Genomic DNA, 25,784 nt, shown 5'->3' with positions numbered 1-25,784 from the left:
ACGGCCTGTTCGCCATGGCGCAGACCGTCATCACCGCGCTCGCCTTCCTCAATGGGCAGAGCTTCGCCACTTCGCTGATCCAGGCGGACAAGGTGGACGAGCGCCGGATCGGCCAGGTCTTCGCCCTGCTGCTGATGCTGAACGGCGGGCTGGCCGCGGTCCAGTTCCTCATGGCCCCGCTCGCCGCCGACTATTACGACGAGCCGCTGATTGCCGACATGCTGCGCATACAGGCGCTCATCTTCCTGACGATTCCCTTCTCCGCCCTGCCGCAGGAACTGCTGGCGCGGCGAATCGAGTTTCGCAGCCAGGGCCTGGTCAACCTGGTCTGCGCCGTCGTCGGCGCGACCACCGCGCTTACCCTGGCCTGGTACGGTTTCGGCGTCTGGGCGCTGGTCTATGCCCCGATCGCCATGTTCACGACCCGCGCGATCGGCCTGACCCTGGCCGCGCGTATCCTCGTCAGGCCGGTCTTCGACCTGCGCGGCGCGGGCGACCTGATCTCTTTCGGCGGGGCGCTGACGCTGTGCCAGCTGTTCTGGATCGTGCAGAGCCAGAGCGACATCGTGATCGCCGGCCGCGCGCTGGAGACCCACGATCTCGGTCTTTATTCCGAGGCGCTGTTCCTGACCCTGATCGTCACCGGCCGGTTCCTGCCCCCGATCAACGAGGTCGCCTTCCCCGCCTATGCCGAACTGCACAAGGCCGGGCGCGCGCTCGCCCCCTATTTCCTGCGCAACGCGCGGATGGTCCTGCTGGTCGTCGCGCCCGTATATGTCGGCCTGTCGCTCACCGCGGAGTCGGCGATCCTCACCCTGTTCGGCAGCAAGTGGGCCGAAATGGCGCCATTCGTATCGGGCCTCGCGCTGGCCATGCCGTTCTTCGCGCTGCAGATCATCTGTTCGCCCACGACCAATGCCATCGGGCGCCCGCGCATATATCTGACTACCGCCTTCTGCGGCGCGCTGATCTTCCCCGCGCTGTTCCTGGCCGGGATCCGTTTCGGGCCGCTCGGCCTCGTCTATGCCTGGTGGATCGCGGCGCCGATGCTGCTCGCGGTCACCCTGGCGCTGACCCTGCCCGCGATCGGCGCGCGCCTGCGCGACCTCGTGGCGGCGATCGCCCCGGTCGCTGCGGCCTGCGGCGTGATGGCCGCGGTGGTGATCGCGGCATCGCCGCTCGCCGCCGATTGGTACCCGGTCGCGCAGCTGGCATTGCTCGGCTTCGTCGGCGCGGCTGCCTATGCGCTCGTGCTCTGGTTCGTCTGGCCCCATGTCGTGCGCGACGCTTGGGCCATGTTGCGCCAGCGCCCCGCGCCGGGGGAGGAGCAGCCCGCCGCGGCCGAGCCGGCCGTCGCCGGTTCGCCGAACGGCTGATCGCGCGCGCCCCGGCCCGCGCCCGCCATCGGCGGTGCCGTGAGCAGGCGGGCGCGATTAGGCCGCTCACCCCGTCTATGGTATATTGCCCCACTTCGTGGGGAGAATGCGATGCCGTTCCCGATGCTGCCCGCGGCCGCGCTGCTGCAGATCGCCGCGCCCGAGCCGATCCAGACCCCGCCGCCGATCGCGGAGCCCGACACGGCGGAGACTTCCGCCGCCCTGCTCGACCGGATCGCGGCCGCCGGGGGCGAGACGATCGAAAGCCGCACCGACTATTATCAGCGCATGACCGTGCCGGTCACGATCGAGGGCCAGGGGCCGTTCCGGTTCATGATCGACACCGGCGCGCAGGCGACCGTGGTGACCCACGGGCTGAAGACCCGGCTCGGCCTGCCTTCGCTGGGCAGCGCCACCGTCGTTGGGATGGCCAGCGCGCGCGAGGTCGAACTGGTCGAGCTGAACGGGCTGGAATTCGCCGCGCGGACATTCGACGACAGCCATGCCCCCCTGCTGGAGGCGCGGCATGTCGGCGCGGACGGGATCCTGGGGCTCGACAGCCTGCAGGACCTGCGCGTCCTGATCGATTTCCGCGAGAACACGATCGCGGTCGACGATGCCGAGGCGCTGGGCGGCAATCGCGGTTACGAGATCATCGTCCGCGCGCGGCGCAAGCTGGGCCGGCTGATCATCGCCAATGCCCGGATCGACGGGATCCGCACCGCGGTGATCATCGACACCGGCGCGCAGGGCAACCTCGGCAACCTGGCCCTACAGAAGCGGCTGCGCGCGAGGAAGCGCGACCAAGTCCGCACGACCGACGTTCACGGGGCGGAACTGGTGGGCAAGCTCGACTTCGTCGAATCGCTCAGGATCGACAAGTTCCAGCTGGCCAATGTCCCGGTCGCCTTTGCCGACGGGCCCGCTTTCGCCGCGCTGGGGCTGGCCGACCGGCCGGCGCTGGTCCTGGGAATGCGCGACCTGCGCCTGTTCGACCGCGTGGCAATCGATTTCGAGGCGCGGACCGTGCTGTTCGACGTGCCGCGCGGGGTGGCCACCCGCTCGCGTTACCAGCACGGCCGATTCTAGGCCGCCGGCCCGCCCCGCCATTGCGCTGTCGCGGGGGGATGGCCACATAGCGCGCGATGCCGCGCGACACCCCTTCCCCGGCCACCGGGCCCGCCGATGGCTGGGCGACCATTCGCCGCTTCCTTCCCTATCTATGGCCCCGGGACAACCCGGCGCTGCGGCGGCGGATCGTCGGCGCGCTGGTGCTGGTCCTGCTGGCCAAGGGGACGACGCTGGCCCTTCCCTATGCCTACAAGCGGGCGGTCGATGCGATGACCACGCCGGCGAACGAGGTCGCGATGGTCGCGATCGCCTTCGTCCTCGCCTATGCCGCCGGCCGCTTTGCCAGCGTCGTGTTCGACAACTTGCGCAACGTGGCCTTCGAACGCGTCGGCCAGGAGGCGACTCGCCACCTGGCGGAGGATACTTTCGCCCGGCTGCATCGCCTTTCGCTGCGTTTCCACCTCTCGCGCCGCACGGGCGAAGTCACCAAGACGGTCGAGCGCGGGACCAAGAGCATCGATTCGATGCTCTATTTCCTGCTGTTCAATATCGCCCCGACCGTGATCGAGCTGATCGCGGTGGCGGTGATCTTCTACCTCAATTTCGGCTGGGGCCTCGTCCTCGCGACGGCGCTGACCGTTGCCGCCTATGTCGCGGTGACCCGCTGGATCACCGAGTGGCGCGCGCGCCTGCGCAAGGAGATGAACGATCTCGACGGCCAGGCCCTGTCGCGCGCGGTCGATTCGCTGCTGAACTACGAAACGGTGAAATACTTCGGGGCCGAGGGGCGCGAGCGCGAGCGCTACGGGCAGGCGGCGCGGGCCTATGCCGAGGCGGCGATCCGCAGCGAGAACTCGCTCGGCCTGCTCAACGTCTCGCAGGCACTGATCACCAACCTGCTGATGGGCGGGGCCATGGCCTATACCGTCTGGGGCTGGAGCCAGGGCGAACTGACCACGGGCGACCTCGTCTTCGTCAATACCTACCTCGCCCAGCTCTTCCGCCCGCTCGACCTGCTCGGCTGGGTCTACCGCACCGTGCGCCAGGGGCTGATCGACATGGCGGCGATGTTCGAACTGATCGACACCCCGGCCGAAGTGGAGGACGCGCCCGGCGCGCCCGCCCTCGTCGTGCGCCGGCCCGGCGTCGCGTTCGAGAACGTCGTCTTCGGCTACGAGCCGGGGCGGACGATCCTCCAGGGGCTGAGCTTCGCGGTGCCGGCCGGGGCGCACGTGGCGATCGTCGGGCCTTCGGGCGCGGGCAAGTCCACGATCGCGCGTCTTCTCTTCCGGTTCTACGATCCCCGGTCCGGCCGGGTGACGATCGACGGGCAGGACATCGCGCAAGTGACACAGGCCAGCCTGCGCGCCGCAATCGGGATCGTCCCGCAGGACAGCGTGCTGTTCAACGACACGATCGGGTACAACATCGGCTATGGCCGCGCCGAAGCGACGCCCGAGGCGATCGAGGCGGCCGCGCGCGGTGCCGCGATCTGGCCGTTCATCGAAAGGCTGCCGGCGGGCCTCGACACCGAAGTCGGCGAACGCGGCCTGAAGCTTTCCGGCGGCGAGAAGCAGCGGGTCGCCATCGCGCGCACGCTGGTGAAGGACCCGCCGATCCTGCTGCTGGACGAGGCGACGAGCGCGCTCGATTCGCGCACCGAGCAGGATATCCTCGCCACCCTGCACCGCGTGAGCCGCGACCGCACGACGATCTCGATTGCCCACCGCCTCTCGACCATCGCCGGCGCGGACGAGATCCTCGTCATGGACCAGGGACGCCTGGCGGAGCGCGGCAGCCATCCCGCGCTCCTGCGTGCAGGCGGGCTCTATGCGGAAATGTGGCGGCGCCAGCAGGCGGAAAAGGCGGCACCGGCGGGCCAATCCGGCTGAGGCCGGGGCGCGTTGCGGGGCAAGCGCCGGGTTGCACCGCGCGCCACTATCGGTCAGGGGCCTTGCTGCATCGCAGCATCGCCGCCCCCGCGCGGCCAGTTACGGACCCATGCCAATGATTTCCACCGCCGCGCTCAAGCGCGATTGGTTCGCCCAGCCGCGCGCAGACATTCTCGCCGGGATCGTCGTCGCCCTCGCCCTTATTCCCGAGGCGATCGGCTTCTCGATCATCGCCGGGGTCGATCCGCGCGTCGGTCTCTACGCCTCGGTCGCGATTGCCATGGTGATCGCCTTCACCGGCGGGCGTCCCGGCATGATCTCGGCCGCGACCGCGGCTGTGGCCGTGGTGGTCGTACCGCTGGTGCGCGATCACGGGGTGGAATACCTGTTCGCCGCGACGATCCTGATGGGCATCTTCCAGGGCATCGCCGCGCTCCTGCGGCTCGACCTGCTGATGCAGTTCGTCTCGCGCTCGGTCATCACCGGCTTCGTCAATGCGCTGGCGATCCTGATCTTCATGGCGCAGCTGCCGCAGCTCGACCCCACTGCCGATGGTATCGGCTGGATGACCTACGCCATGGTCGCCGCCGCGCTGGCGATGATCTACCTGATCCCCAAGGTCACCACCGCGGTACCCAGCCCGCTGATCGCGATCATCGTGCTCACCGCGCTGTCGATCTGGCTTGGCGCGCCGGTCAACACGGTGTCCGACATGGGCGAACTGCCCGAGGGGCTGCCCTATTTCGCGCTGCCCGACGTTCCGCTGACCTGGGAAACGCTGGCGATCATCGCGCCCTATTCGGCGACGATGGCGGCGGTCGGCCTGCTCGAATCGCTGCTCACCGCACAGATCGTCGACGACATGACGCATACCGGAAGCAACAAGCGCCGCGAGAGCGGCGGCCAGGGCGTGGCCAACATCGTCGCCGCATTCTTCGGCGGCATGGGCGGCTGCGCGATGATCGGCCAGTCGGTCATCAACGTCACCAGCGGCGGCCGTGGCCGGTTGTCGACCTTCACCGCGGGCCTGGCGCTGCTGATCCTGCTGGCCGTGCTGGGCGATCTCGTCGGCCAGGTGCCGATGCCGGCGCTGGTCGCGATCATGATCATGGTCTCGATCGGGACGTTCAGCTGGAACTCGATCCCCAATATCGGAAAGCACCCGTGGCAGAGCTCGGTCGTGATGCTGGCGACCGTGGCGGTCGTCGTCGCCACGCACAATCTCGCGCTGGGCGTGCTGGCTGGCGTGATCCTGTCGGGCGTGTTCTTCACCCACAAGGTGATGACGATGTTCGAGGTCGTACGCGAACGCGACGGCGAAACCGCGGTCTATCGCGCCAAGGGCCAGATCTTCTATGCCAGCGTCGAGCGCTTCGAGGCCGCGCTCGGCCCCGAGAGCCTGCAGCCCGATCCCGCCGACCACGTGATCATCGACGTGTCGAAAGCGCATTTCTGGGACATCAGCGCGGTCGGCGCGCTCGACAAGGTCGTGGAGCGGATGCGCCGCAACGGCCGCAGCGTGAAAGTTGTCGGCCTCAACCGCGCGAGCGCCGACCTGGTCGACAAGTTCGCGCTGACCGACAAGACCGGCGTGGAGATAGGCCTCGCGCCGCATCCTTGAGGAAATAGCCGCAGGAACGCCGTCCCAGCCGCTACTTCAGCGACGCCGCCAGTTTGCGCAGCACATCGATTGCCTCGTCGGCGCGATTGGAAGGCACGAAGGCATGATCGTGGTGGAACGCCGCGACCATGTTGCAGGCTATGCCCGCTTCGGCCAGCGCACCCGACACGGCGGCGGTCAGGCCGACGCCTTCGAGGTCGGAATGCACCATCAGCGCGATGCGCGCGAAGTCAGGGCCTTCGATGCCCAGCTCTTCGGCCAGGGCGGCGGGGACGATCGCGGTTACGCCCTCATCCTCGCGGAAGGTGCCGATGGCCGTGCCGAGCAGTTGCGGGGCGGTGTCCGGGCTGACGAGAACGAAGCGCCAGATGCGCGGGTCGAGCCGGGGCTGCATGGCGGCGATCATCGCGCGGCCATCGCGTACCCGGCCCGCCATCACAGGATATATTTGCTGAGGTCCGCGTCGCCGGCGAGGTCTTCCAGCCGTTCGCGGACATAGGCGGCATCGATCGTCACGGTTTCACCGCCGTGTTCCTCCGCCTCGAAGCTCAGTTCCTCCAGCAGCTTTTCCATCACCGTCTGCAGGCGCCGCGCGCCGATGTTCTCGACACTCTCGTTCACTTGCGCGGCGATGCGAGCGATTTCCTGCACCGCGTCCTCGCCCAGTTCGAGCGTGACCTGCTCGGTCCCCAGCAGCGCCTTGTACTGCGCGACGAGGTTGGCCCGCGTTTCGCTGAGGATGCGAACGAAGTCCTCCTCGGTCAGCGCGCGCAGCTCGACGCGGATCGGCAGGCGGCCCTGCAATTCGGGCAGCATGTCGGACGGCTTGGCGACGTGGAACGCGCCCGATGCGATGAACAGGACATGGTCGGTCTTCATCGGCCCGTACTTGGTCGAGACCGTCGTCCCTTCGATCAGGGGCAGGAGATCGCGCTGCACGCCTTCGCGGCTGACCGATCCGCCGCGCACGTCGCTGACCGCGATCTTGTCGATCTCGTCGAGGAACACGATGCCGTTCGTCTCGGCATTTTCCAGCGCGACCCGGGCGACGTCGTCCTGGTCCATCCGGCGTTCGGCTTCCTCCTCGACCAGCTTGTCCCACGCGTCGGGGACCTTGAGCTTGCGCCGCTTGAGGTTCTGCTTGCCCATCGCCTTGCCGAGCATGTCGGACAAGTTGATCATCCCGACATTGCCGCCCATGCCGCCCAGGTCGAACGGCATCTGCGGCGCTTCCTCGACCTCGATCTCGACCTCGACGTCGTTCATTGCGTTCTGGACGATCCGTTCGCGGAACGATTCGCGCGTCGCCTCGCTGGCGTTTTCGCCCACCAGGGCCTTCAGCAGGCGATCCATCGCCGCCTTCGACGCTGCCTCGCGCACGGCCTCGCGCCGGCGATCCTTCTCCAGCCGGATCGCTTCTTCCACCAGGTCGCGTGCGATCTGCTCTACGTCGCGGCCGACATAGCCGACCTCGGTGAACTTGGTCGCCTCGACCTTCACGAACGGGGCATCGGCCAGCCGGGCGAGGCGCCGGCTGATCTCGGTCTTGCCGCAGCCTGTGGGGCCAATCATCAGGATATTCTTGGGCGTCACCTCGTCGCGCAGGTCGGGCGAGAGACGCTGGCGGCGCCAGCGGTTGCGCAGGGCCACGGCCACGGCGCGCTTGGCGTCCTTCTGGCCGATGATGTGCTCGTCCAGCGCGGCGACGATCGCCTTGGGGGTCAGTGCTTCGGTCATGGAATTCAACAATCCGGTCAGGCGGGATCAGACGGTTTCGACCGTCACGTTTCCGTTGGTGAACACGCAGATATCGGCCGCGACGGCCATCGCCTTGCGGGCGATCGCCTCGGCATCGTCTTCATAGGCGTCGAGCGCGCGCGCGGCGGCAAGCGCATAGTTGCCGCCCGAACCGATCGCCGCGATCCCGGCGTCGGGTTCCAGCACGTCGCCATTGCCGGTCAACACCAGCAGGGCATCCTTGTCGGCGACGATCATCAGGGCTTCGAGATTGCGCAGGTACTTGTCGGTGCGCCAGTCCTTGGCCAGTTCCACCGCGGCGCGCATCAGTTGCCCGCTATACTGCTCCAGCTTCTTTTCCAGCCGTTCGAACAGGGTGAAGGCATCGGCCGTGGCGCCGGCGAAACCGGCAACGACCGCGTCGTCCTTGCCGATCCGGCGGACCTTGCGCGCATTGGGCTTCATCACGGTGTTGCCCATGGAGACCTGCCCGTCCCCGGCGATCACCGTCCGGCCGCCTTTCCTGACACCGATGATGGTGGTTCCGTGCCACTGGATCAGGCCGTGGCTCGCCGCGTTGTCGCTCATGCCGGGCGATATGGGGTGGGTGCCGCGCCGGTCAAGCGACGCGCCCGCTCAGGTGCCCGGGCCGCCGCCGCCGACCCCGGCCGCACCGACCTGGCCGATATTGCCGAACAGGTCCTCGAAGAAACCGCGCTCGCGCCCCAGCGTCGGCGTCTCGTCGCCGTCGGGATCGAGGTAGACGACTTTCTCCAGCCCCGACTGTTCGGCCGCCACGACATTGCCGCCGGCATCGAAAGAGACGGCCAGGACCGAGTGTTCGCGGATCGTCGGGCTGACGAAGGGCCGGCGCCCGGTGACGCTGGAGACATAGTACCAGGTCGTCTGGCCGAACTGGCTGGTGAACGTCGGGCGGCCCAGCGTCGCGGCGACCGACTGCTGGTTGTCGATCCCCGGCTGGATCGCGCTGACGAGGACCGGGTCCTGGATATAGCCGCGGTTTTCGCGGATCGCGCTGCACCCGCTCGCCGCCAGCGCCGCCGCCATGACAGCTGCCGCGCCGAGAACCTTGCCTGCCTTCATCGAGAAACCTTCCGAATTCGTCGCCCGCACCTTTGCCAGCCGCGGAGAAACCCTCTATCGGCGCGAGCCTTACGGCGATGCGCGCGCGCTTGCAACTTTGCCGCGCGCAGGCACTGGGCGCGGCGGGTTGAATTGCCGCTGAACATTCGGGCAGGCAGCACGGGCAATGTCATTTCTTGCAGGAATTTTCGGGCGGCGACGCGATCCGCGGGACGATCTCGTCCCCCTCTGGCGCGCCGTGGTCGCGGCCGCGCGACAACCGGAATGGTATGCCGAATGCGGCGTGGCCGACAGCGAGGAAGGCCGCTTCGACATGCTCAGCGCGATCATGGCAGCGGTGATCGTGCGGATGGAGCGCGACGGGCACCTCCATCCGCAGACCGCGCTGCTGACCGAGCTTTTCGTCGAGGATATCGAGGCGCAGCTGCGCCAGCAGGGGATCGGCGATCCGACCCTGGGCAAGCGCATGGGCAAGCTGATGAGCGCGCTGGGCGGCCGGATCGGCGCCTATCGCCCCGGCCTGTCCGCCGGCGACGAGGCGGCCCTGGCGAGCGCGGCGGAGCGGAACGTGACCTTCGCCGGCACCGCGCGCGGCGAATGCGTGGCGCGGCGGCTGGCGGCGTTCCATCGCCGCCTCCAGCAGACCCCCGACGACCGCCTGCTGGCGGGGGAGATCGAGCGATGAGCGAAAGCGAGATGTCCCGCGTCGTGCCGCTGCGCCAGGCTGACGGCCAGTCGATGACGATCGAGGCAAGCGCGCAGGAACGCGCCGCGCTGGCGCGCCGTTTCGCGATCGTTTCGGTCGACAGCCTCTCGGCCGAAGTCGCGCTCGAGCGCGAGGGCAGCGAGGTCGCCGTGTCCGGCCGGCTCGCGGCCGAGATCGTGCAGACCTGCGGCGTTTCGGGGGAGGATTTTCCCGTCCGGATTGAGGAGCCGATCGCGCTGCGTTTCGTCCCCGAGGTCGCCCGCAGCGTCCCCGACGAAGAAATCGAGCTGGAAGAGGCCGAGCTGGACGAGATCGAGTATTCGGGCGACGCCTTCGACCTGGGCGAAGCGATCGCGCAGACGCTCGGCCTTGCGATCGATCCCTATGCCGAGGGGCCCAATGCCGATGCCGCGCGCAGGGAAGCGGGGATCATCTCGGACGAGGCGCCTTCCGGCCCGCTGGCCGACGCGCTGCGCAAGCTGCGCGACGGCTGAGTTTAACGGCCGGGCTCCGGCGCCCCGTCAGAACGGGATATCGTCGTCGAGATCGTCGTAGTTGGCGCCGCCGCGCGATCCCGCGCCGCCCTGGCCCGCGCCGCCCTGGCCCCCGCCGCCTTGGCCGCCACCGCCCGGGCCGCCGCCACCCTGGTTCCAGCCGCCCTCGTTGCCGCCGCCGCCCTGGTTCCAGCCGCCGGCACCGCCGCCGCCACGCTGGCCGCCGCCACCGCCGCCGGGCGCGCCGTCGAGCATCGTCAGCGTGCCGTTGAAGCCGCGCAGGACGACTTCGGTCGAATAGCGATCCTGCCCGTTCTGGTCCTGCCACTTGCGGGTCTGCAACTGGCCTTCGACATAGACCTTGGACCCTTTGCGCAGGTAGTTCTTTGCGACGTTGATCAGCCCTTCGGAAAAGATCGCGACGCTATGCCACTCGGTCCGTTCCTGGCGCTCGCCGGTATTGCGATCCTTCCACTGTTCGCTGGTCGCAATGCGCAAGTTGCACACCGCGCCGCCGTTCTGGAACTCGCGCACTTCGGGATCGGCGCCGAGATTGCCGATCAGCATGACTTTGTTGAGGCTGCCCGCCATTGGAATCGCTTTCCTCTCGATTTCGTGGGCAGGGGCTTAGCCAATGGCTCGGGAGCGCGCCACCCCGGGGCCGCGCCAAACTGAAGATAGTTTTCGCACCGCGCCGCGCGCCGGCGACGGTTCAGCGCAGCTCCGCCCCGCGCGCCGCCTCGGGCATCAGGATGCGGGCGAGCGCGGGCGAATCCTCGCCATAGCTCTGCCAGTGAGTCAGCTTGCCGCCTTCGGCCCGGGCCCGCCAGAGCGTATCGTGCGAGAGCCGTTCCTCGCGCGCGGAGGCCCGCCCTTTGAGTAGGACGTCGCCTTCGTGCATGACGATCTTCATGTCGTGCAGCTTGTAGTCCGGATCCAGTTCGAAGAGGCGGCGCGTCGCGGTCGCGAAATTGCGGCGCCCTTCGATCCATTCGCCCCGGCTGTCGACGTAGCGGACATGCTCGTCCAGCAGGGCATCGACCCTGTCGGCATCGCGCGCATTGAGCGCGTCGACGTAGAGCTTGACCACCTTGACCGGCTCCGGCGTGTTCCATTCGAACATGGTTCGACCTTCCCGCACCGCCCATTTTCGGCCGGATCCCTTAAACGGCCGTCAGGCGATACGGGCGCGACCCTACCACGCCCGGTCGAGTCGCGCCTAATGTCGAGTGCCCGGCCGTGGCCCGGGCGGGGTCAGCCGACGATTTCGTCTTCGTCGAAGAAGAAGTCGATCTCGATCTTCGCGTTCTCGTCGCTGTCGGACCCGTGGACCGAGTTCGCCTCGATGCTTTCGGCGAACGTCTTGCGGATCGTGCCCTCGGCCGCGTCGGCCGGGTTGGTCGCGCCCATGACGTCGCGGTTGCGCTTGACCGCGTCCACGCCTTCGAGAACCTGGACCACGACCGGGCCGCTGGTCATGAACTCGACCAGTTCGCCGAAGAAGGGGCGTTCCTTGTGCACGGCGTAGAAGCCCTCGGCCTGTTCGCGCGTCATGCGGATGCGCTTGGACGCGACGACGCGCAGGCCGGCGTCTTCCAGCATCTTGGTGACCGCGCCGGTCAGGTTGCGGCGGGTGGCGTCGGGCTTGATGATCGAAAAGGTGCGGGTGACCGCCATGGGGTGTTCCTTCGGTGTCTGAAGAGTGCGGGAAACGTGCGGCGGCCCACTAGCCGCGGCTCGCCCCTGCTGCAAGCCCGCTTGGCCGGCGGCTCAGTCGAACGCCTCGCCCACCATCAGCTGGGCGGTGGTCGGCCCGTCGGCGGAAGGCGTGGCGGTAAAGCTGAACGGCGAGCCGTCGGACGCCTTGCCGCCGATCATCCGCATCGAATCGGTCGTCATGTCGAGTGTCAGGTCCACCCCGGCGCCCTCCGCCTGGCGGCGGTAGAAGGCGATCATCGCCTCCGGCGCGGCATCGGCCTCCATCGTCAGCAGGGCGCCTTTCGATCCCGGTTCCTCGAACACCGTGTTGGCCGTGACTTGCGCGCCGGGATAGACGGTGAACCCGTCCGGCAGGTCCACCGGCACGTCCGCGCCCGATCGCATCGTGGCAGTGCCGTCGGCGGTTTCCATCCGCGCCGAAACGCCCTCCCCCGCGGTATCGACCGCATATGTCCCCGATTCGCCGCCCTGCACGCCGGGCGCGGGATCGCTGCCGCAGGCGGGCAGCAGCGGCAGGAACGCGACGATCGCCAGTCTCTTCATGGCCATTCTCCCCGGTCGGGAGGAGCCTAGGCCCCGCGCGGCAAAGATCAACGCCTGCGGACCCACTTGCCCGCCTCCAGCTCGTGGAACTCGCGCGTCACGTCGTCGCGGTCGTCGAACCGGCGCCAGACCTCGCGCGCGGCGGCGCGACCCGCCTCGTCGAAGAACAGGAGAACGCGGTCGAAGTCCTCGGCCTCCGCCCGCCACACCCCGTCGGCCAGCGCGGCCACGCGCGCGCCGTTATCCGCGCGGCAGGCCTGCGACAGCAACACCGGCTGGTGCGCGGCATGGGGCTGGTCCGCGCGGCCATTGGCGAGGAAATCGTCGGGCGCGTGTTCCCACAGCGCGCCGCCGACCCGGCCGAGCAGGTCGGCATCCTCGGCCACGATCAGCAGCCGCTGCCCCTGTCGCATCGCGGCGCGCGCGATCAGCGGCAGGACGCGTTCGACAGGCTGGCCCGGCGCAAGATAGAACCCGACGCGCAAGGCCACCCGGCCCGCCTCAACCTTCGAGCGTGCTGCGCACGAAGCGGTCGATCAGCCGCGCGCCATAGCCGGTTGCGCCCTTGTCCCAGGTCGCGCCGGGCTTGTCCGCCCAGACCATGCCGGCGACGTCGCAGTGCGCCCAGGCCACGCCCTTGTCGATGAAGCGCTGGAGGAACTGCGCCGCCGTGATCGAACCGGCGGGACGCGGGCCGACGTTCTTCATGTCGGCGATCTGGCTGTCGATCAGCTTGTCGTAGGCCGGGTCGAGCGGCATGCGCCACAGCTTGTCGCCGCTGGTCCGGCCCGCGGCCAGCAGGTCCTCGGCGAGACTGTCGTCGTTGGTGAAGACGCCGGCGTGTTCGCTGCCGAGCGAGATCACCATGGCCCCGGTCAGAGTCGCGAAATCGACGATCCGCCGGGGGGAGAATTCCTTCTGCGCCCAGTGCAGCGCGTCGCACAGGACCAGCCGCCCCTCGGCATCGGTATTGATCACCTCGATCGTCTGGCCCGACATCGAGGTGAGGATGTCGCCCGGGCGGATCGCGTTGCCATCGGGCATGTTCTCGACCAGGCCGACGACGCCGACGACATTGGCCTTCGCCTTGCGCCGCGCGATCGCGAGCATTCCGCCGACGACCGCGCCCGCGCCGCCCATGTCCCACTTCATGTCTTCCATGCCCGCGCCGGGCTTGAGCGAGATGCCGCCGGTGTCGAAGGTGACGCCCTTGCCGACGAAGACCGTCGGCGCCTCGTCCCCGCCGCCGTTCCAGCGGATCGCCAGGAGGCGCGACGGCTGGGCCGAGCCCTGCCCGACGCCGAGCAGCGCGCCCATGCCGAGGCGCCCCATCTCGTCCTCGTCCAGCACGATCAGCTCGGCGCCGGTATCGGCGAAGGCCGCCTGGCATTTCTCGACGAAGCTGACCGGATAGACCTTGTTCGGCGGCTCGGTCACCAGTTCGCGGGTGAACTCGACCCCGTCGGCCAGCGCGCTCTCGACCGACCAGGCCGCCTCGCTGCCCTCGGCCGCGCCGACCACGACGATCTTCTCGAGCGAGCGCTTCTGCTCGTCCTTCAGCCGCGTGCGATAGGCATCGTGCCGCCAGGCGCGCAGGCGCAGGCCCAGCAGCACGGCGGCGACGTCCTGCGCGCGAAGCCCGCTGCCCGACAGGTCGAGCGCGAGCGTGCTTTCGCCCGAGGTCAGATAGCGCGCGGCAAGCGCGGCCCCGGCCTTTTCCAGGTTGGCCGTGCGGCCTTCGGCCCCGGGTTCGCCCGCCCCGGCCAGCGCCACGCGCACGACCGTGCCGCCGCGTTCCACGAACCCTTCGAACAGCTCGCCCGCCCGGCCCTTGAAGCGCGCCGAACGCGCCCCTTCGGCGAGCGGCGCCTCGATCCCGTCGGGCAGGCCGTCCTTGTCGGCGACGAGCGCGATCAGCCGGGTTCCGGCCGGGAGACTGGGGGAAAACTCGAAATTCATGAAAACTCCAGGAATTTGCTGTGCGCGCCCGTTCTGGCGCCTGGCTGCACCGGGCCATCGGGGCGAATTGCGATGGCGATTGCGATTAGGCGCGACCGGTGCAATAGGCAAGCCATGCTCCCCGCCGTGCCGACCGCCCCGCAAGCCGAGAAACGCCGCTTGCCGCGGGCTGCGTGGCTGGCGGGCGCGGCGCTGGCCGGGCTCGCCGCGATGCCCGCCGCCCGGGCGCAGGACGGGCCGCCCCCTGCCCCGCCCGCGGGCGGGGAAGCGCAGGATGGGACCCCGGGGGCAGGCCCCGATGCGGCCGCAGACGACCTGCTCCGCACCCCCGCGCCGCCGGCCCCTGCATCGCCCCCGGCCGGGCAGGACGGCCCTGGACCCGACGCGCCGACCGGGCCGAACGAGATCGCGTTCGAGACCGATACCCTGTCCTACGATTCCACCGGCGACGTCGTGACCGCCAGCGGCAATGTCGTGCTGCGCAGCGCCGACCGGTCGGTGCGCGCGGACGAGGTCACGTGGAACCGCGCGACCGGGCAGATCGTCGGCCGCGGCAACGTGCGCTTCGTCGACGAGGAGGGCAATCAGCTCTACACCTCGCGCATCGAGCTGACCGACGAGTTCGAGGCTGGCGCGATGGAAGACCTGCTGCTGGCCCTGCGCGAAGGCGGGCGGCTGGCGGCGGAAGCCGGCGCGCGCGGCGACGACGGCACCGTGATCCTGTCGCGCGCCGCCTATACCGCCTGTGCGGTCGAGGATGCCGCCGGATGCCCGAAGGACCCGAGCTGGCGCGTCACCGCCGACCGGGTGGTCTACGACCCGGCCGACAACCGCGTGCGCTTTACCGGCGCATACCTGGAAATCTTCGGCGCGCGCCTGCTTCCCCTGCCGGGGCTCGCGATCCGCACCGACGGGCGCGCGGTGTCCGGCTTCCTCGTGCCCGACCTGCGGGTTTCCGAATCGAACGGCGTCGAAGTCAGCGGCAGCTATTACTGGCGGGTCGCGGACAACAAGGACCTGACGCTGGGCGCGCATGTCTTTACCGAGGCCCCGCCGATGGCATCGGCGCAGTGGCGGCACCTGACCGGCAGCGGCGCCTACCAGATCACCGGCTACGCCACCCACAGCAGCCGCATATCCGATTTCACCGGCGCCGCCATTTCGGAAAGCGACCCGCGCGGATACCTGTTCGCCAACGGCCGGTTCCAGTTCGACCCGCACTGGAGCCTGACCGGCTCGCTGCGCCTCGCCAGCGACCGCACATTCCTGCGCCGGTACGACATCAGCCGCGACGACCGCTTGCGCTCGACTTTCGACGTGGAGCGGATCGACGACGATTCCTACCTCTCGATCGCCGGCTGGGCGACGCAGACCCTGCGCATCGGCGTGCCGCAGGGCGAAGTGCCGGTGGCCCTGCCGGTGATCGACTATCGCCGCCGCCTGGCCGATCCGGCGGGGCTGGGCGGCACGCTGGAGTTTCAGCTCAACTCGCTAGCGATCATGCGCGACGAGGGCCAGGATACCCGGCGCGCCTTCGCCGGCGCGCGGTGGGACCTGAAACGGATCACCGGGCTGGGCCAGGTCGTGACCCTGACCGGGATGGTGCGCGGCGACGTCTATCACAGCGACGAGAACGCGCTGACCGAAACCGCCGTCTATCGCGGCAACCCGGGCTGGGAAACGCGCGGCATCGCGGTCGCCGCGATCGACGTCGAATGGCCTTTCGTCGGCGAGCTTCTGGACGGCACGCAGGTCTTCACCCCGCGGGTGCAGTTCGCCGCCAGCCCGCCGATCCGCAACCTCGACGTCCCGAACGAGGATTCGCGCGCGATCGACCTCGAGGATTCCAACCTCTTCGCGCTCAACCGCTTTCCCGGGTACGACCGGGTCGAGGACGGGGCGCGGGTCACCTACGGGTTCGACTGGGAACTGCAGGTCCCCGACTGGCGCGTACGCACGACCGTGGGCCAGACCTACCGGTTCGACAAGGATCCGGGCGTCTTCATCGACGGCACCGGCCTCAGCGAACGGGTGTCGGACTTCGTCGGCCGGACCGAAGTGCGCTTTCGCGATTTCCTCAGCTTCACGCACCGCTTCCGGCTCGACAAGGACAACTTCGCCGTGCGCCGGAACGAACTGGACGCCAGCATCGGCAGCAAGCGGACATATGCCGAGATCGGGTACCTGCGGCTCGACCGCGACATTGCCGAGGAGATCGAGGATCTCCAGGACCGCGAGGAACTGCGCCTCGCGACCCGGATCGCCTTCGCGCGCTACTGGTCGATCTTCGGCGCGGGCGTGTTCAACCTGACCGACCGGCAGGAAGACCCGACGCTGACCTCGGACGGCTTCGACCCGGTGCGGACCCGGCTGGGCATCGCCTACGAGGACGACTGCCTCGAACTCGGCGTGACCTGGCGGCGCGACTATACCGACGCCGGCGATGCCCGGCGCGGCGACACGTTCCAGTTCTATTTCGCGCTACGCAACCTCGGCTTCCGCTAGGCCGACCATCGCGATTGGCACTGCGGCGCAAGTGCGCTATCCGGCCGGTCACTCAGCTTCGGTTAAGTCGCCCGTTGCGACAGGCCGGGGCCAATGCAGGCGCCGCAGCGCGCCGTAACGGGATGTACACGTGATCGAATTCAGGTTTTCCAGGTTGCTTGCCGGGCTTGCCGCGCTGACCCTTTCCGGCACGCCGCTCGCGCTCCACGCGCAGACCGCGGCGTCGAGCGCGCTCGACATTCCCGAAGACGCATCGCTGCTGCAGGAAAGCGATCCCAACGTCCGCACGGCCACTGCCGTGGTGAACGGCACGGTCATCACCCGGACCGACATCGAACAGCGGCTGGCCCTGCTGCTCGCCTCCGCCAACCTGCCGCCCGAACAGATGCAGGCGGCGCGGATGCGGATCTTCCGCAACCTGATCGACGAGACGCTGCAGATCCAGGCGGCCGAGGCGCAGGAAATGCCCGTCACCGACCAGGAGGTGGAGGCCCGCTACGTCGATATCGCCCGGCGCAACGGGCAGGAAGCGGCCGGGATGGACGAGGCGCTGCGCGCCATGGGCTCCTCCCCCGCCTCGCTCAAGCGGCAGATCCGGGCCGAGCTGGCCTGGCAGCGGCTGCTGAGCCGGAACGTCGCGCCCTTCGTCAACGTCTCGGCCGAGGAAGTGAAGGAAGTGCTCGCCCGGCTGGAGGCCGATCGGGGCAAGGAAGAATACAGGCTGGGCGAAATCTACCTCGCCGCCACGCCCGCCAACCGCGAGGCGGTGCGCCAGAACGCGCTGCGGATCGTCGAACAGCTGCGCCGCGGCGCCGATTTCTCGGTCTATGCGCGCCAGTTTTCCGAGGCGACGACCGCCGCCAACGGGGGCGACCTCGGCTTCGTGCGGCTGGAAACCCTGCCCGCCGAAATGGCCACCGTCGCGCGCGAGATGCAGCCGGGCCAGCTGGTCGGCCCGTTCGAGATCCCCGGCGGGTTCGAAATCCTCTACCTGATCGACAAGCGCACGATCGGCATGCCCGATCCGCGCAACGCGATCCTCAGCCTGAAGCAGATCTCGATCACGTTCCCCCCGGGGGTGAGCGAGGCCCAGGCCGGCGCGCGGGTCGAACAGTTCACCACCGCCGTGCGCAACTTGAGCCGGTGCGACGATGCGGAGCGCGTCGCGGCAGAGATCGACGCCGAAGTCGTGACCAACAACGGGATGCGGCTGGGCCAGCTGCCCGAACCGCTCCAGCCCGCCCTGCTCGAACTCCAGGTGGGGCAGACGACGCCGCCGTTCGGCTCGATCGAGGAAGGCGTGCGCGTGCTGATGCTGTGCGGCCGCCAGGACCCCCAGGCCGACGGCGGCCCGACGTTCGACCGGATCATGGCGCAGATCGAGGACGACCGCATCGCCAAGCGCGCGCAGAGCTATCTCCGCGACCTGCGCAACGACGCCTACATCGAGTACAATTGACCGGTCCGCGTCCCGGCCCGCTGGCAATCTCGCTGGGCGACCCGGCGGGTATCGGGCCCGAACTGATCGCCGAAGCCTGGCGCCGGCGCGCCGGGGCGGACCTGCCGCCGTTCGCCGTGACCGGCGGGGCCGAGACCCTGCGCGCGGCCGCAGCCTCGCGCGGGATCGCCCTGCCCGTCCAGCCGATCGCCGACCTGGCCGAAGCGCCCGGCGTCTTTGCCCGCGCGCTGCCCGTGCTGGGCGCGGCGGACGGGGACTGGGCGCCCGGCTCGCCCTCTGCCGAAGGGGCGCGGCTGGCGTTCGATTCGCTGGCCGCGGCGACCCGGCTCGCGGCCGAGGGACAGGCCGCGGCGGTTGTGACCGCCCCGGTCGCGAAAGGCTGGCTGGCACGGGTCGGCTTCGACCATCCGGGGCAGACCGAATATGTTGCCGCCGCCTGCGGCTTGGCCCCGGCCGACGCCGTGATGATGCTTGCCGGGCCGAACCTGCGCGCGGTGCCGCTCACCGTGCATGTCCCGCTGTCCGAAGTGCCCCCCAGCCTCTCGCAGGACCTGATCGTGCGCCGCGCGCGGATCGTGGTCGCGGCGCTGGCGCGCGATTTCGGCCTCACGCAGCCGCGGCTGGCCGTGGCGGGCCTCAACCCCCACGCCGGGGAAGAGGGGCGCTTCGGCGACGAGGAAACGACGATCATCGCCCCCGCGGTGGCGCAGCTGCGCGACGAGGGGATCGAGGTCACCGGGCCGCACCCGGCCGATGCCCTGTTCACCCCGCGCGCCCGCGCCCGCTACGACGCGGCGCTGTGCATGTACCACGACCAGGCGCTGATCCCGCTCAAGGCGCTCGATTTCGACGAAGGAGTCAACGTCACGCTGGGCCTGCCGCTGGTACGCACGAGCCCCGACCACGGGACCGCGTTCGACATCGCGGGCAAGGGGCTGGCCGATCCCGGCGCGATGATCGCCGCGATCGCCATGGCCGGCGCCTGCGCCGCCCGGCGCGCGGAGGCCCGGGCCCGGCCATGAGCGTCCCGCCAGCCCCGCCGCCGCCCCCGCCGCCCCTGCCCCCGCTGCGCGAGGTGATCGCGCGCCACGGGCTCAGCGCGTCGAAGGCGCTGGGGCAGAATTTCCTTTTCGACGCGCAGCTGCTGGGCCGGATCGCGGCGATCCCGGGGCCGCTGGACGGCAAGGCCGTGCTGGAGATCGGCCCTGGCCCCGGCGGGCTGACCCGCGCGCTGCTGGCGGCCGGGGCACGCGTCACCGCGATCGAGATGGATCGCCGCTGCCTGCCCGCGCTGGACGAGCTGGCGCAGGCCCACCCCGGCCGCCTTCGCGTGGTCGAAGGCGACGCGATGCGGATCGATCACGACGCGCAAATGGGCGAGCCCTACGCGGTCGTCGCCAACCTGCCCTACAACGTCGGCACCGCGCTGCTGGTGCGCTGGCTGGGCGCGGCGGCCTGGCCCCCGCGCTGGCGCAGCCTGACGCTGATGTTCCAGCAGGAAGTCGCCCAGCGGATCGTCGCCCGGCCGGACAACGCGGCCTACGGGCGGCTGGCGGTGCTGGCGCAGTGGCGCAGCACGGCGCGACTGGCGATGAAGGTCCACCGCAGCGCGTTCACCCCGCCGCCCAAGGTCATGAGCGCGATCGTCCACCTCGAGCCCGCAGCCATGCCGGAAGGGGTATCGCCGCGCGTCCTGGAACGGGTCACCGAGGCCGCCTTCGGCCAGCGGCGCAAGATGCTGCGCCAGAGCCTGAAGGGCCTGCCCGGCGCGATCGAGGCGCTGGACGCGATCGGGATCGATCCCCGGCGCCGGGCCGAGACCCTGGCGGTGGAGGAATTCGTCGCGCTCGCGCGCGTTCTTTCGTGACGCGCGGCAGCCGCGCGGGGCAGGCCTGCGCCCGCCCCGCGCGCCCGGTCACAGGCCGTCCACGCTCTTGCTGACGAGGATGTTCACCGCCACGCGGCGGTTCTGCGCCTTGCCTTCCGGCGTCGAATTGTCGGCCAGGGGATCGGCCTCCGCCATGCCGGTCGGGGTCAGCATCCGGTAAGGCGCCCAGCCGCAGGCCTGCTGCAGGTGGTTGACCACCCGGCTGGCCCGCCGTTCGCTGAGCTGCTGGTTGAATTCCTGGCTGCCGGTCGAATCGGTATAGCCGACCACCAGCATCAGCGCGTTGTCGGTCGCTTCCGCCTGGGCGGCGGTGGCGCACAGGTCCGCCTTGGCCCGTTCCGACAGGCGGGCCTTGCCCACGTCGAAATGAACGTTGGTCGTGCCCTTGATGTTGTACTTGTCGATATCGCCCATGCGGCCGCGCAGGGCCTCGGTCGCGGCGGCCTGCTCGGCGAAGCCCTGGGCCGTGCCGCTGCGGATCATCGAGGCGATGCGCAGGTCCTTCTGCTTCAGCGCAACCTTGCTGGCGATCAGCCCCTCGCCCCATTCGACCGTCTCGACCGAAACGGGCAGTCCGTTGAGCAGGGCATCGGGGCCGAGACTGTCGCGGTCGAGGCCGAGGAAGCCGCCGCGGGCGCGGATCTCGGTCGCCTGGCCGACCGCCACCACCGTGCGCGTCCCGTCTCCGGCGGTGACCTGCACCCGGTCGCCGTCGCGCGCGGAAATGACGCCCTCGATCTCGGGCCCTTCGGGAAGGCCGGCGAGATCGGCCGGAAGCGAGCCGTAGACGGTCGTGACGTATTCGCCCTCCGGCGCGTCCTGCGGCTGCGCGTGGACGGCGCCCGACGCCGATACCGCAAGCATCGCCAGCAGGAAGCGGCCCCTGGGCCTTCTGGAATTCGGATTCATGTACGCTACTCCTTGATCTGCACCGGCCGGCCTGCGCGAGCCCGGCCGTCGAGACCCCCCTTGTTCTTCGGGCGCCGGCAGCGGGCAGCGCATGGTCCGCCCCCGCCGGTGCCGGGGACAGGGCTGTTCAGCCCGGCCTTGCCGGCCGATGAACGCCGCGCATCCGCGGCGCCCGGCACGGGCGGCCCGGGCGCGAGGTGCGATGAACCGTTGCCCTGCCCCCCGGGCACGAAGGCGCGCGAAGGGTCAGCCGCGCTTGGCCACCGCGCGCCAGTGGTGCAGCAGCGGCTCGGTATAGCCGCTCGGCTGCTCGACGCCCTTGAACACGAGGTCGCAGGCCGCGCGGAAGGCGGGGCCGTCCTCGTTCCCCGTCAGCGGGACATAGGCGGGGTCGCCGGCGTTCTGGGCATCGACCTTGGCCGCCATGCGGCGCAGGCTGTCCATCACCTGTTCGCGCGTGCAGACGCCGTGGAGCAACCAGTTGGCCATGTGCTGGCTGGAAATGCGCAGGGTCGCGCGGTCTTCCATCAGGCCGACATCGTGGATGTCGGGCACTTTCGAACAGCCGACCCCCTGGTCGATCCAGCGCACGACATAGCCGAGCAGCCCCTGCGCGTTGTTGTCCAGTTCCTCGCGCACTTCCTCGTCCGACCAGTTCGCGCCGTCGGCGAGCGGGATCGTCAGCAGGGCGTCGAGGCCCGGCGCCCCGCCCAGTTCGCGCTGGACCGCGAAGACATCCTTGCGGTGATAGTGCAGCGCGTGGAGCGTGGCCGCGGTCGGGCTGGGCACCCAGGCGGTGTTGGCCCCGGCTTCCAGGTGGCCGATCTTCTGCTCCATCATGTCGGCCATCATGTCGGGCGCGGCCCACATGCCCTTGCCGATCTGCGCCTTGCCCGAAAGCCCGCAGGCCAGCCCGATCGCGACATTGCGCCTTTCATAGGCATCGAGCCAGGCGCTGGCCTTCATCGCGCCCTTGCGGATCATCGGCCCGGCCTGCATCGAGGTGTGAATCTCGTCCCCCGTGCGGTCGAGGAAGCCGGTGTTGATGAACACGATCCGGTCCTTCACCGCGTGGATGCAGGCCGCCAGGTTGGCGCTGGTGCGCCGTTCCTCGTCCATCACGCCGACCTTGATCGTGTGCCGCCCGAGGCCCAGGAGATCCTCGACCGCGTCGAACAGGTCGTTGGTGAACGTGCACTCCTCCGGCCCGTGCATCTTGGGCTTGACGATATAGATGCTGCCGGTGCGGCTGTTGCCGAAGCGCGTGTGCCCGCCGACGTCGAGCGCGCCGATCGCCGCGGTGAAGACCGCGTCCATGATCCCTTCGGGCATCTCCTCCCCGCCCGGCAGGGCAATGGCCGGGCTGGTCATCAGGTGGCCCACGTTGCGCACGAACAGCAGGCTGCGCCCCGGCAGGCTCCGCTCGTTGCCGTCGGGCGCGGTGAAGGCGACGTCGCCGGCGAGAGCCCGGGTGACGCGCCGCCCGCCCTTCTCGAACGATTCGCTCAGGTCGCCGCGGATCACGCCCAGCCAGTTGCGATAGGCCAGCGCCTTGTCTTCGCCATCGACCGCCGCGACCGAATCCTCGCAGTCGCAGATCGTCGTCAGCGCCGATTCGAGCATCACGTCGGCTATCCCGGCGCGGTCGTCGCGCCCGACCGGGTGGTCGCGGTCGATCACGACCTCGATATGCAGGCCGTTGTTGACGAACAGCGGCCCGCGCCCCGTGCGCCCCGCGTATTGCGCGGGGTCCGCCAGCGCGATCTCGTCCGAAAGGTCGGTCACCTCGCTCCAGCTGCCGGCGGCGAGCGGCACCGCCTGGTCGAGGAACTGCCGCACGCGGGCGATCACCGCCGCACCGCGTTCCGCGTCGTAGCCGCCGGGCCGCGGCGGCGGCGCGTCGAGCGCGTCGGTGCCGTAGAAGGCATCGTAGAGGCTGCCCCAGCGCGCATTGGCCGCGTTGAGCAGGAAACGGGCGTTGAGCACCGGCACGACCAGCTGCGGGCCGGCCATCGTCGCGATCTCCGCATCGACGTCGCGCGTGCCGATGGTGAACGCCCCGGGCTCTTCCACCAGGTAGCCAATGTCGTGCAGGAACGCGCGATAGGCCGCCGCGTCGTGCGGCCGGCCCCGGCGTTCGCGGTGCCAGGCGTCGATCTGCGCCTGCAGTTCCTCGCGTCGTTGCAGGAGCGCGCGGTTGCGCGGCGCGAAGCGTTCGGCAATCGCGGCGAAGCCGCGCCAGAAGGCCCCGGCATCCCGCCCCAGCACGGGCAGGACATCGTCTTCCAGCAATGTCGCAAGCGCAGGGTGGACCTGCAATCCGGCACGTTCGATCTTGTCGCTCATTCGTCCTCACTCGTTACTGGCCGCACGAAAACACTACGTGCGCGATCATGGCAGTATCCCGGGGAGGAGGACAGGAGGCGCTATGGCCAAGCCGGGGGCGGATTGCAACGCCGCGGTGGCGCTGGGGTGGACGGGCGGCCGCGCGCGGCTAGAATCGCACTTATCCAGACCGCGCCGGCCGCTACGGGTTCTGCCGGGCGGAGAATCACGCTAGGCCAGGTTGCGAATGAAACCGGATTTCGACAGCAATGCCGCGCGCGAGGCGATCGATGCCGACGCCATGCTTGCCCAGGTGCAGGCATGGAGCGCGATCAACACCGGCACCGCCAACCTCGACGGGCTGGCACGCCAGGCCGACGCCCTGGCGGAGGCTTTCGCCGAGCTTCCGGGAGAGATCGAACTGGTCGATCCCGCGCCGGTGACCGCGATCGACGCCGCGGGCGCGGAAGTGGAACGGGCCTTCGGGCGGCACCTCGTCCTGCGCGTACGGCCGCAGGCGCCGCGCCGGCTGCTCCTGACCGGGCACATGGACACGGTCTTCCCGGCCGACCACCCGTTCCAGGACCAGCGCTGGCTGGACGAGGAAACGCTGAACGGCCCCGGCCTTGCCGACATGAAGGGCGGCATTGCCGTCATCCTCCACGCGCTGACCGCCTTCGAACGCACGGCCGCGGCGGAGCAGGTCGGCTACGACGTGCTGATCAACTCGGACGAGGAAACCGGCTCGCTCGCCTCCGCGCCGCTGATCGAGGAACTGGCGCGGGGCAAATATGCCGCGCTGACCTACGAACCCTCGGCCCTGCCCGACGGCACGCTGGCCCATGCGCGCGGCGGCAGCGGCAACTATTCGCTGACCGTCGGCGGCCGCTCGGCCCACGCCGGCCGCAACCCGCAGGACGGGCGCAACGCGATCGTCGCCGCGGCGGCGCTGGTCCTGGGGCTGAAGCGGCTCCAGGCCGAGGATTGCCCGGTCAACCCCGCGCGGATCGACGGCGGATCGGCGAACAACGTCGTGCCCGACCACGCGATCGTGCGCTTCAACATCCGCCCGCGCAGCCCCGACGCCGCCGAGCGGTTTGAAAGCGGGCTGGCCGCCCTCGTCGGCGAGGTGCAGCAGGCCCACGAAGTGGCCGTCAGCCGCCATGGCGGCATCACCCGCCCGCCCAAGCCGGTGGACCGGCGGGCGCAGAAGCTGTTCGACCTCGTGCGCGATTGCGGCGCCGCGCTGGGCCAGGACATCGCCTGGCAATCGACCGGCGGCGTGTGCGACGGCAACAATATCGCCGCCACCGGGGTGCCGGTGGTGGACACGATGGGCGTGCGCGGGGGCGCCATCCATTCGCCCGACGAGTTCCTGATCGTACCCTCACTGGCGGAACGGGCCGCGCTGAGCGCGCTCGTCCTGCACAGGCTTGCCACTGGAGATCACGTTTGACTTTCGCCCTGCGCGCCGCGCGCGCCGACGACCTTGAGCCGATCTACGAAATGGCCAAGCTGACCGGCGGCGGCTTCACCAACCTGCCTCCCGACCGCGACGCCCTCTCGGCCAAGCTCGCCCGGGCCGAGGCCGCCTTCGCCCGCAAGGACGACGAGCTGGGCGACGACCAGTTCGTGCTGGTGCTGGAAGACACCGCCGGCGGCGCGGTGCGCGGCACCTGCCAGCTGTTCAGCCAGGTCGGCCAGCAATGGCCGTTCTATTCCTATCGCCTGACCACGCTGACCCAGCATTCGCAGGAACTGAACCGGACCGTGCGGGCCGAACTGCTGAGCCTCGTCACCGACCTGGAGGGATGCAGCGAAGTCGGCGGGCTGTTCCTCCACCCGGGGGAGCGGGCCGGCGGGCTCGGCCTGCTGCTCGCGCGCAGCCGTTACCTGTTCATCGCCATGCACCGGCGGCGCTTCGCCGACCGGGTCCTGGCCGAGCTGCGCGGGATCATCGACGATCGCGGCGGGTCGCCGTTCTGGAACGGGGTCGCCGGGCGGTTCTTCGGCATGAGCTTCCAGGAAGCGGACTATTTCAACGCGATCAACGGCAACCAGTTCATCGCCGACCTGATGCCCAAGCACCCGGTCTATGTCGCCATGCTCGACGACGATGCGCGCAGCGTGATCGGCCTGCCGCATCCGTCGGGGCGGGCGGCGATGAAGATGCTGGAGAAGGAAGGCTTCGCCTACGAAGGCTACGTCGACATCTTCGACGGCGGGCCGACGATGACGGCGCGCACCGACCAGGTGAAAAGCGTCGCCGCCGCGCATCCGCACGCGGTCGAACGGTGCGATCTCGACTACGGCGAACGCGCGATCCTGGCGACCGGGGAACTGGAGGGCTTCCGCGCCGCCTACGGAATGCGCGAGATCACGCCCGAAGGCACGCTGGCGATCGACGAGGCCGCCGCCGCGGCGCTGCAGGTATCGCCGGGCGACGAGGTCTGGAGCGTTCCGCGATGAGCCGAAC

General features: G+C 69.7%; 24 protein-coding genes (1 of these 24 running past the window's edge). 12 read left to right on the top strand and 12 right to left on the bottom strand.

The window, feature by feature from the left end:
* The 4 genes from GRI72_RS00725 to GRI72_RS00710 form a co-directional block, all read left to right on the top strand.
* A protein-coding gene (locus tag GRI72_RS00725; protein ID WP_160732029.1) for a lipopolysaccharide biosynthesis protein crosses the window boundary here: on the top strand, positions 1–1,376 show its 3' portion. The gene continues 136 nt to the left of window position 1, outside the view; only the last 1,376 of its 1,512 coding nucleotides appear in the window; its start codon lies off the left edge, out of view; its stop codon occupies positions 1,374–1,376.
* A 111-nt stretch (positions 1,377–1,487) separates the two neighbouring features.
* Positions 1,488–2,465: a retroviral-like aspartic protease family protein gene (locus tag GRI72_RS00720; protein WP_237486653.1), complete on the top strand. Its 978-nt coding sequence runs from the start codon at positions 1,488–1,490 to the stop codon at positions 2,463–2,465.
* A 56-nt stretch (positions 2,466–2,521) separates the two neighbouring features.
* Positions 2,522–4,339, top strand: coding sequence for an ABCB family ABC transporter ATP-binding protein/permease (locus tag GRI72_RS00715; protein ID WP_160732028.1), 1,818 nt, complete (start codon positions 2,522–2,524; stop codon positions 4,337–4,339).
* 115 nt (positions 4,340–4,454) lie between these two features.
* Positions 4,455–5,960 carry a SulP family inorganic anion transporter gene (locus GRI72_RS00710; RefSeq protein WP_160732027.1) on the top strand — a complete coding sequence of 502 codons (1,506 nt, stop codon included), beginning with the start codon at positions 4,455–4,457 and terminating at the stop codon, positions 5,958–5,960.
* Positions 5,961–5,991: 31 nt separating this feature from the next.
* On the opposite strand, the gene GRI72_RS00705 is transcribed toward GRI72_RS00710, so the two are convergent.
* The 4 genes from GRI72_RS00705 to GRI72_RS00690 are packed head-to-tail and all read right to left on the bottom strand — an operon-like array spanning position 5,992 to position 8,801.
* A complete protein-coding gene (locus tag GRI72_RS00705; RefSeq protein WP_237486651.1) occupies positions 5,992–6,366 on the bottom strand; it encodes an ACT domain-containing protein in 375 nt (124 codons plus the stop codon).
* A gap of 29 nt (positions 6,367–6,395) precedes the next feature.
* A complete protein-coding gene (gene hslU, locus GRI72_RS00700) occupies positions 6,396–7,697 on the bottom strand; it encodes an ATP-dependent protease ATPase subunit HslU (RefSeq protein WP_160732026.1) in 1,302 nt (433 codons plus the stop codon).
* A 27-nt stretch (positions 7,698–7,724) separates the two neighbouring features.
* Positions 7,725–8,285, bottom strand: a complete 561-nt coding sequence (gene hslV, locus GRI72_RS00695) for an ATP-dependent protease subunit HslV (protein ID WP_160732025.1) — start codon at positions 8,283–8,285, stop codon at positions 7,725–7,727.
* A gap of 48 nt (positions 8,286–8,333) precedes the next feature.
* On the bottom strand, positions 8,334–8,801 hold the full coding sequence (locus GRI72_RS00690) for an outer membrane protein assembly factor BamE (RefSeq protein ID WP_237486649.1): 468 nt from the start codon (positions 8,799–8,801) through the stop codon (positions 8,334–8,336).
* A 166-nt stretch (positions 8,802–8,967) separates the two neighbouring features.
* Between GRI72_RS00690 and GRI72_RS00685 the strand changes: the two genes are divergently transcribed.
* Positions 8,968–9,486, top strand: coding sequence for a ubiquinol-cytochrome C chaperone family protein (locus GRI72_RS00685; protein WP_160732024.1), 519 nt, complete (start codon positions 8,968–8,970; stop codon positions 9,484–9,486).
* Positions 9,483–10,001, top strand: a complete 519-nt coding sequence (locus tag GRI72_RS00680) for a YceD family protein (protein WP_160732023.1) — start codon at positions 9,483–9,485, stop codon at positions 9,999–10,001. Before GRI72_RS00685 ends, GRI72_RS00680 begins: the two co-directional genes overlap by 4 nt.
* Positions 10,002–10,028: 27 nt before the next feature.
* On the opposite strand, the gene ssb is transcribed toward GRI72_RS00680, so the two are convergent.
* From ssb to GRI72_RS00650, 6 genes are all read right to left on the bottom strand, one after another.
* A complete protein-coding gene (gene ssb / locus GRI72_RS00675) occupies positions 10,029–10,592 on the bottom strand; it encodes a single-stranded DNA-binding protein (RefSeq protein WP_160732022.1) in 564 nt (187 codons plus the stop codon).
* Between the two features lie 121 nt (positions 10,593–10,713).
* Positions 10,714–11,124: a nuclear transport factor 2 family protein gene (locus GRI72_RS00670; protein WP_160732021.1), complete on the bottom strand. Its 411-nt coding sequence runs from the start codon at positions 11,122–11,124 to the stop codon at positions 10,714–10,716.
* Between the two features lie 131 nt (positions 11,125–11,255).
* Complete coding sequence (gene ndk, locus GRI72_RS00665) at positions 11,256–11,678, bottom strand: nucleoside-diphosphate kinase (RefSeq protein WP_160732020.1); 423 nt, start codon at positions 11,676–11,678, stop codon at positions 11,256–11,258.
* Between the two features lie 93 nt (positions 11,679–11,771).
* Positions 11,772–12,269, bottom strand: a complete 498-nt coding sequence (locus GRI72_RS00660; protein WP_160732019.1) for a hypothetical protein — start codon at positions 12,267–12,269, stop codon at positions 11,772–11,774.
* Between the two features lie 41 nt (positions 12,270–12,310).
* Positions 12,311–12,754, bottom strand: coding sequence for a DNA polymerase III subunit chi (locus GRI72_RS00655; RefSeq protein ID WP_160732018.1), 444 nt, complete (start codon positions 12,752–12,754; stop codon positions 12,311–12,313).
* Between the two features lie 10 nt (positions 12,755–12,764).
* The gene (locus GRI72_RS00650; protein ID WP_160732017.1) at positions 12,765–14,222 is read right to left on the bottom strand and encodes a leucyl aminopeptidase; all 1,458 of its coding nucleotides are present in this window, start codon (positions 14,220–14,222) and stop codon (positions 12,765–12,767) included.
* 114 nt (positions 14,223–14,336) lie between these two features.
* On the opposite strand from GRI72_RS00650, the gene GRI72_RS00645 reads away from it, so the two are divergent.
* The 4 genes from GRI72_RS00645 to rsmA all read left to right on the top strand — a co-directional run bounded on the left by GRI72_RS00645 (position 14,337) and on the right by rsmA (position 20,053).
* Positions 14,337–16,727, top strand: a complete 2,391-nt coding sequence (locus GRI72_RS00645; RefSeq protein ID WP_237486647.1) for an LPS-assembly protein LptD — start codon at positions 14,337–14,339, stop codon at positions 16,725–16,727.
* Positions 16,728–16,857: 130 nt separating this feature from the next.
* Positions 16,858–18,186, top strand: a complete 1,329-nt coding sequence (locus GRI72_RS00640) for a peptidylprolyl isomerase (RefSeq protein ID WP_160732016.1) — start codon at positions 16,858–16,860, stop codon at positions 18,184–18,186.
* A complete protein-coding gene (gene pdxA / locus GRI72_RS00635) occupies positions 18,183–19,208 on the top strand; it encodes a 4-hydroxythreonine-4-phosphate dehydrogenase PdxA (protein WP_160732015.1) in 1,026 nt (341 codons plus the stop codon). The genes GRI72_RS00640 and pdxA overlap by 4 nt, the downstream gene beginning before the upstream one ends.
* Positions 19,205–20,053: a 16S rRNA (adenine(1518)-N(6)/adenine(1519)-N(6))-dimethyltransferase RsmA gene (gene rsmA, locus GRI72_RS00630; RefSeq protein WP_160732014.1), complete on the top strand. Its 849-nt coding sequence runs from the start codon at positions 19,205–19,207 to the stop codon at positions 20,051–20,053. The genes pdxA and rsmA overlap by 4 nt, the downstream gene beginning before the upstream one ends.
* Positions 20,054–20,101: 48 nt before the next feature.
* Here the strand turns inward: rsmA and GRI72_RS00625 are convergent, their stop codons facing one another.
* On the bottom strand, positions 20,102–20,983 hold the full coding sequence (locus tag GRI72_RS00625) for an OmpA family protein (protein WP_160732013.1): 882 nt from the start codon (positions 20,981–20,983) through the stop codon (positions 20,102–20,104).
* Positions 20,984–21,229: 246 nt separating this feature from the next.
* Positions 21,230–23,329, bottom strand: a complete 2,100-nt coding sequence (locus GRI72_RS00620; RefSeq protein ID WP_160732012.1) for a malate synthase G — start codon at positions 23,327–23,329, stop codon at positions 21,230–21,232.
* 226 nt (positions 23,330–23,555) lie between these two features.
* On the opposite strand from GRI72_RS00620, the gene GRI72_RS00615 reads away from it, so the two are divergent.
* Together GRI72_RS00615 and GRI72_RS00610 are read left to right on the top strand one after the other, a co-directional pair.
* Positions 23,556–24,764, top strand: coding sequence for a hydrolase (locus GRI72_RS00615; RefSeq protein WP_160732011.1), 1,209 nt, complete (start codon positions 23,556–23,558; stop codon positions 24,762–24,764).
* On the top strand, positions 24,761–25,777 hold the full coding sequence (locus GRI72_RS00610) for an arginine N-succinyltransferase (RefSeq protein WP_160732010.1): 1,017 nt from the start codon (positions 24,761–24,763) through the stop codon (positions 25,775–25,777). Before GRI72_RS00615 ends, GRI72_RS00610 begins: the two co-directional genes overlap by 4 nt.
* The last annotated feature ends 7 nt before the right edge of the window (positions 25,778–25,784 follow it).

The organism is Pelagerythrobacter marinus, from assembly GCF_009827515.1.
GTDB classification, from domain to species: Bacteria; Pseudomonadota; Alphaproteobacteria; order Sphingomonadales; family Sphingomonadaceae; genus Pelagerythrobacter; species Pelagerythrobacter marinus.
Note: the sequence above shows the minus strand (reverse complement) of the source record. Positions and strands in the feature narration are given on the sequence as shown.

Bases quoted from the DNA above. Each gene is read 5' to 3' on its own strand.
- GRI72_RS00680 (WP_160732023.1), top strand. From the start codon at position 9,483: ATGAGCGAAAGCGAGATGTCCCGCGTCGTGCCGCTGCGCCAGGCTGAC.
- GRI72_RS00670 (WP_160732021.1), bottom strand. From the start codon at position 11,124: ATGTTCGAATGGAACACGCCGGAGCCGGTCAAGGTGGTCAAGCTCTAC.
- GRI72_RS00620 (WP_160732012.1), bottom strand. From the start codon at position 23,329: ATGAGCGACAAGATCGAACGTGCCGGATTGCAGGTCCACCCTGCGCTT.
- GRI72_RS00685 (WP_160732024.1), top strand. From the start codon at position 8,968: ATGTCATTTCTTGCAGGAATTTTCGGGCGGCGACGCGATCCGCGGGAC.
- GRI72_RS00705 (WP_237486651.1), bottom strand. From the start codon at position 6,366: ATGATCGCCGCCATGCAGCCCCGGCTCGACCCGCGCATCTGGCGCTTC.
- rsmA (WP_160732014.1), top strand. From the start codon at position 19,205: ATGAGCGTCCCGCCAGCCCCGCCGCCGCCCCCGCCGCCCCTGCCCCCG.
- GRI72_RS00660 (WP_160732019.1), bottom strand. From the start codon at position 12,269: ATGGCCATGAAGAGACTGGCGATCGTCGCGTTCCTGCCGCTGCTGCCC.
- GRI72_RS00715 (WP_160732028.1), top strand. From the start codon at position 2,522: ATGCCGCGCGACACCCCTTCCCCGGCCACCGGGCCCGCCGATGGCTGG.
- GRI72_RS00690 (WP_237486649.1), bottom strand. From the start codon at position 8,801: ATGAAGGCAGGCAAGGTTCTCGGCGCGGCAGCTGTCATGGCGGCGGCG.
- ssb (WP_160732022.1), bottom strand. From the start codon at position 10,592: ATGGCGGGCAGCCTCAACAAAGTCATGCTGATCGGCAATCTCGGCGCC.
- ndk (WP_160732020.1), bottom strand. From the start codon at position 11,678: ATGGCGGTCACCCGCACCTTTTCGATCATCAAGCCCGACGCCACCCGC.
- GRI72_RS00645 (WP_237486647.1), top strand. From the start codon at position 14,337: ATGCTCCCCGCCGTGCCGACCGCCCCGCAAGCCGAGAAACGCCGCTTG.
- GRI72_RS00710 (WP_160732027.1), top strand. From the start codon at position 4,455: ATGATTTCCACCGCCGCGCTCAAGCGCGATTGGTTCGCCCAGCCGCGC.
- GRI72_RS00650 (WP_160732017.1), bottom strand. From the start codon at position 14,222: ATGAATTTCGAGTTTTCCCCCAGTCTCCCGGCCGGAACCCGGCTGATC.
- GRI72_RS00720 (WP_237486653.1), top strand. From the start codon at position 1,488: ATGCCGTTCCCGATGCTGCCCGCGGCCGCGCTGCTGCAGATCGCCGCG.
- hslU (WP_160732026.1), bottom strand. From the start codon at position 7,697: ATGACCGAAGCACTGACCCCCAAGGCGATCGTCGCCGCGCTGGACGAG.
- GRI72_RS00625 (WP_160732013.1), bottom strand. From the start codon at position 20,983: ATGAATCCGAATTCCAGAAGGCCCAGGGGCCGCTTCCTGCTGGCGATG.
- GRI72_RS00615 (WP_160732011.1), top strand. From the start codon at position 23,556: ATGAAACCGGATTTCGACAGCAATGCCGCGCGCGAGGCGATCGATGCC.
- hslV (WP_160732025.1), bottom strand. From the start codon at position 8,285: ATGAGCGACAACGCGGCGAGCCACGGCCTGATCCAGTGGCACGGAACC.